A 5,969-nucleotide genomic window follows, 5' to 3' on the forward strand; every position below is an offset into this window, starting at 1 on the left:
GGTCGGATCATGATCGTCGTAGCTTTCCTGCTGATAAGCTCAACTGGGAAAGCGTGGCCGCCTTTGTCCAGTTCGACGGCCATCGCCGGTTGATGGAGATCACCTTGCAACCGCTTTCGCTGGGATTCCGTCAGCCTCGCACCGTTCGCGGACGTCCCCGGCTGGCCGATCCTGCGCTTGGTAAGGAGATCATCGAGCGGCTGGCCGCGCTGTCGGCTCCTTTTGGAACCGACATTCGGTATCAGGACGGCGTCGGCGTGGTCGTGATCAAACCCTGAGACGATGAACGTTTCGCGACAGATAAACACGGGTGAACCGGAGGATGGACGAGGCAGTCGGTGTTCATCCGTGGTGACACGCTGGAGAGTTATCCCGTAAAGTGAGGGCTTCCGCCCAGAAACGATGAAAAAGAGGCCGCAGAGTAGACCAATTTTCGCGGAGAAAATCGTGGGAAATCTGTGAAATCTCTGGCTATTTTCGGAGGAGGCAATGGTACGACGAAAGGGATTTCTCAGCATCATCTTGTTGCTCAGTTCCCTTGTTCCCACCGTCGGTGGGGCGCAAGCCCGGATCACATCGCCCCGCGAATTTCTCGGTTTCGAGGTGGGCGAGGATCGCAAGCTCGCCGACTGGGACCAGATCACCAGCTATTTCAAAATGCTCGATAATGCTTCCGACCGGATCACGGTCGAGGAACTGGGAAAGACGACCGAGGGCCGTCCCTTCATCATGGCGACGATCTCCTCTCCTGAGAATCTGGCGCGACTGGATCGCTATCGGGCGCAGCAAAAACGACTGGCCGATCCTCGCGGGCTGTCCGAAGCTGAGGCGGAGGCGCTCATTCGAGAGGGGAAAGTCGTCGTGCTCATCACCTGCAACATTCATTCGACGGAGGTCGCCAGTGCTCAAACGGCCCTCGAGTTCGCCTGGCGCATGGCCACCGAGAATACCCCGCGCGTGCGCCAGATTCTCGACAACGTCATCCTGCTTCTGATTCCCTCGCTCAATCCCGACGGCCAGCAGATGGTCGTTGATTGGTATCGGAAATATGTGGGAACGCCTTTTGAAGGATCGTCTCCGCCCTGGCTCTACCATAAGTATGTCGGGCATGACAACAACCGCGATTGGTACATGTTCACCCAGGTGGAGACGCAACTGACCGTGGGCAAAGTGCACAACGTCTGGCATCCGCAGATTGTCTACGATGTCCATCAGATGGGAATGTACTCGGCGCGGATGTTCATGCCTCCTTGGATGGACCCGATTGATCCCAACATTGATCCCATTCTGGTCCAGGGGATGAACTATCTGGGGATGAGCATGGCTGCCGATCTGACGGCCGAAGGGAAAAAGGGCATCGTCGTCAATGCGATTTACGATCTTTGGACTCCAGCGCGGCACTATCAATGCTATCACGGAGGCTTGCGAATTCTGACCGAGTCCGCCAGCGTGAAGCTGGCGACACCGGTCGAGATTCCCTTCGAACGATTGGAGGTGGGACGCGGTTACAACGGCAAGCAGTCGAGCTGGAACTATCTCGAACCCTGGCCGGGAGGTCTCTGGCGCCTGCGCGATATTGTGGATTATCAACTCTCGGCCTTCTTCTCTTTGCTCGGGACGGCGGCGCGAGATCGGGAACGATTCCTTCGCAATTTCTATCTCGTCGGCAAACGTGCTGTGGAACGGCGCAGTCCCCCCTATGCCTTCGTCATTCCGGCAGAGCAAAAGGATCCGTGGACGACGGCCAAGATGATAAACACCCTGCGGTTCGGACTGGTCGAAGTGGGGCGCGCGCGAGCATCGTTTGAGGCCGACGGCCGGACGTATCCTGCGGGAAGCTTCGTCATCAAGCTGGCACAACCTTACGGATCGTTCGCCAAGACATTACTCGAGCGCCAGAAGTACCCCGATTTGCGCGAGTATCCCGGCGGTCCGCCCAAGCGACCTTACGATGTCACGGCCCATACGTTGCCGTTGCTCATGGGCGTCGAGGTGGTGGAGGTGGCGCGTCCGTTCTCGGTGGACCTCGAACCGGTTGACAGGGCTGAACCCCCGGCAGGGGGGCTCGTGAAGGGGCGGTCGCGAGTCGGTTATCTCATCAAGCCGGACGGCGTCAACGAAGTGGTGGCTTTATTCCATCTGCTCAAAAGCGGAGTGAAGGTCTACCGGTTGATGGGTCCCGACGTGCGTCCGGGAACGGCGTTCATCCCGGCGGACGCTCGCGCCGAGACTGTACTGGAGAGCGTGGCCCGGCGATTGGCGCTCCAGGTCGAAGCGGCCTCGCATCGCCCGAACGGACCAGCTCTCGAACTGAGACTCCCGCGGATTGGTCTTTACAAAAGCTATGTCGCCTCGATGGACGAAGGATGGACGCGCTGGATCTTCGATCAGTTCGAGATCCCCTACACGAGCATCTACGATAAGGACATCCGGGCAGGAGGATTGGAGCGTACCTTCGACGTGATCATCCTGCCGGAGAATTCCGCGCGGGCGATCATTGAGGGCCATCGTCGAGGGGCCCCCGATCCGCGTTCCGGCACGCAGATGCCCGACGAATACACCGGCGGTATCGGAGATCAGGGAGTGAACAATCTTCGCTCGTTCATCGAAGCTGGCGGGACCCTGATCACGTTGAACACGGCATCAGATGTTGTCGTGGAGCGGTTCGGTCTCGGAATCAAGGACGTGCTGGCAGGAGTATCCAACCGTGAGTTCTACTGCCCCGGCTCGATCCTGAAAGTGAACGTTGACACCACGCATCCGATTGCCTTCGGAATGGAGCGTGAAACGCCCATCTGGTTTGAAGAGGGACCGGCGTTCGAAGCCCCTCCAGGTGCCAGGGTCATCGCCTCTTACGGGACGGGGTCGCCGTTGTTGAGCGGCTGGCTGCTCGGCGGAGAGAAACTCACGGGAAAGGCGGCCCTGGTTGACCTCCCCCTGGGGCGTGGGCGAGCAGTACTCTTTGGCTTTCGGCCTCAATATCGCGGCCAGTCCTATGCGACATTCAAGATGTTCTTCAATGCATTGCTTTACGCCAGCGCCGCTTCGATGACCCTGGAATAATGGCGAGCGCACGGGCCGGTCGGAAACCGACCCGTGCGCCGCATTCGTGCTGATCAAAGGTTCAGAAGATGAACTTCAGACCGAACTGAATCTGCCGATTCAGCGTTGACGTTTGCTGCACGCTCCCGAAAGCCGACGAGGAACGATTTCTCACCGGCAGACCGAAATTGGCATGATTGGCTACGTTGAAGAATTCGGCTCGGAACTGAAGCCGTCTCTCTTCACCGAGGTCGAAGTTCTTGAACAGGCCGAGATCAAGGTTGTTGATCCCATCGCCAATGAGCGTATTTCGCCCCACGTTGCCGTAGGCGAAGACGCCGGGGGGCAGCGTGTCGGAAAACGCATTGGTGTTGAACCAGCGGTCGGGCGTGGGATGATCGAGCTTGGGATCACCGACGAGGAACGGCCTATTAGTCGTGCCGGTGTTGGAGATGTCGCGGCCAGTAATGACGGTGAAGGGACGTCCGGATTGGAGAGTGAAGATGCCGGTCAACTCCCAGCCGCCGAGAATATGGTCAACGATCGTTGGCACGTTTGACAACCATCGTCGGCCTCGGCCAAACGGAAGGTCGTAAACAACGCTCGTCACGAACCGATGGCGGGTATCAAACTCGGAGAGTCCCCGTTCCGCTCTCAGGTTTTTCGGATTCTGAACGCCGGCTTCTCCGTCACCCGACGTAGAGGGTGGCGCCCCCAGATCAATGGACTTGGAGTAGGTCCACGAACTGAGGAACGCCAAGCCCTGCGAGAATCGGCGCTCGACCCGGAGTGAGAATCCGTGATAGTTTGAGGTCCCCACCGCATCGCGCCAGGTGATGGTGCTCCATTGACGGTAGGGTCGGCGGCTCTGAATGCTTCCTGGTCCCGGATCCGGTTGATTGATGTCGTACGCCAGTGGCAGGTGCGTTCCTTTCGACCCGAGATACGTCAGCTCGATCACCATATCGCCGTGCAACTCCCTCTGAATGCTCAGGCTCCACTGCTGGATATATGCCGAGGGGAAGTCGGGGTTGATCCCATGCGGAGTGAATCCCGCTCCCGAAGGTCCCGGAGGGAAGGGATTCTCCCACGTCGCGACAATCTGCGACGGTGTGTTGGTGAAAGTCTGTCGCGTGCGAAATGGGATCCCACGGTACATCGGCGAGAGGCCGTTGCCGGCGACGATCTGATTGTAGAAGATCCCGTAGCCGCCCCGAATCACTGTTCGGTTATCGGCAAATGGCCGATAGGCAAAGCCAAAGCGTGGGGCCAGGTTATTCTTGTCCAGTCGCCACATCCGACGGCCAAGAGGTGACCTCCCCACGGTCACGAGATTCCCCGTTTGAGGATCAACATCAATCAATCGTCCGTCGGCAACGGGAACCCGACCGGTCGCCGGGTCAAAGCTTGAGAATTTATTGACCCGCTCCAGCTCAGGGTAGTTCAGTTCGTACCTCAGGCCGATGTTCAACGTCAACTTTGGCGATACCTTCCAATCGTCCTGTCCATAGAAGCCCACTTGAGATGTATAGGTGTTGGAGAATGGTTCACCCGGTGCGCGTCCGGTTGTGCGTAACAGTCCCAGCAGGAAATCGGCAAACGCATTACCGGTGAACTGCCCGTTGAAGGAGAATGCGCCCCGTCCATCCTGAGTGAAGAAGGAGTTGAAGAGGAACCGCTTGACGTCGGCTCCGGCTTTGATCGTGTGGCTGCCTCCGGTGTAGGTGATGCTGTCGGCGACGTGGTAGGTATTCGTTCGCCGACCCTGAGGAAGATTCGTCGGCCCACCGATGGTGGCAAACCCTGTCACGGCCACCTGTGGCACACCCGTGTTAAAGAACTGCGGTCCCGCCAGTCCATTCGGCCCGCCCTGCGGCAGTCCCAGCTTCTGGACCACATTGCCGAGAACCATGTCGTCCTGGAAGCGATTTGTGCGCAGTCGGTTATAGCCGATACGAAATTCATTGAGGAAGCGCGCGGAAAAGACGTGCGTGTCCACAATGGCGATGTGCTGCGTCCGTTCGGGTTCGGTGCAACTGAAGAGCGGTAACCCCCGATCGCCACACAACGGATTGGAGGGCTCGAAGTTCCGTCGCTGCATGAATTGATAGCTCCCGAAAAGACTATTGGCGCTGGAGAGTTTGTGATCTATGCGAATGGAGAACTGATTCTGATCCTGCGTCCGGGCTCCGTTGAAAGCATAGTTGTTGGCGATACCCGGTTGATTGGGTAGCGGCCAGAACTCCAACAGGGCTCGACTCACTCGGTGAATTCGACTTTCCGGGATGATGTTATTGGGGAAGGGTTGTCCCGTCTGAGGATCACGAATCGTTGTGCGGATCTCCGACAGGTCACCCCGGCGCATCTTCTCGGTGGGAACCGTGCGGAGCCGGGCGACGCTCTCGGTCAACCGCAGTCCCTCATAGGTGACGAAGAAAAACGTCCGATCCTTGAAAATCGGCCCGCCGGCTGATCCCCCGAACTGGTTGCGCTTGAGTTCCGGCTTCGGACCCCGAAGGAAGAAGTTCCGGGCATCGAGGTTGTCGTTGCGCAAGAACTCAAACGCCGTTCCGTGAAATTCGTTGGTTCCCGACTTGGTGGTGATGATGATCTGCCCGCCGGACTGGCGGCCATATTCGGCGCTGTAAATGCCCGTGAGCACCTTGAACTCCCGGATTCCATCAACCGAGGGCCGATGCGTGGGCTGCGCCGTCGTTTCGTCGTTGTTGTCAATGCCATCCAAAAGGAAATAGTTGTTGACTTCAGGATTGCCAGCGACGTTGAATCCACCACGAAAGCCAAGAGTTGAGTTCTGAGGCGGCTCGAAGACATTCGGCGCCAACCGGGCCAACTGCCAGAACTCCCGCCCGTTCAGCGGCATCTCCTTGATCTTCAGCTCGTCAATGACGTTGCCGACCATGGCATTT

3 protein-coding genes are annotated in these 5,969 nt (G+C 58.2%); 2 read left to right on the forward strand and 1 reads right to left on the reverse strand.

The genetic code is table 11. The features are described 5' to 3' along the window. Positions 1 to 278 (forward strand): CapA family protein (locus tag VNM72_10545; GenBank protein HXF05838.1); only part of this gene is annotated, 278 nt, incomplete at its 5' end. Positions 279 to 489: 211 nt separating this feature from the next. Beyond that, entirely contained in the window at positions 490 to 3,063 is a 2,574-nt protein-coding gene (locus VNM72_10550; GenBank protein HXF05839.1) for a M14 metallopeptidase family protein, read from the forward strand. 61 nt (positions 3,064 to 3,124) lie between these two features. On the opposite strand, the gene VNM72_10555 is transcribed toward VNM72_10550, so the two are convergent. After that, the coding region (locus VNM72_10555; protein ID HXF05840.1) for a hypothetical protein at positions 3,125 to 5,969 on the reverse strand (2,845 nt) is incomplete at its 5' end.

This window comes from Blastocatellia bacterium (genome assembly GCA_035573895.1).
Lineage (GTDB): Bacteria > Acidobacteriota > Blastocatellia > HR10 > HR10 > DATLZR01.

What these genes read in the sequence shown, in the direction of transcription:
- VNM72_10550 (HXF05839.1), top strand. Translation starts at nt 490, where the DNA reads ATGGTACGACGAAAGGGATTTCTCAGCATCATCTTGTTGCTCAGTTCC.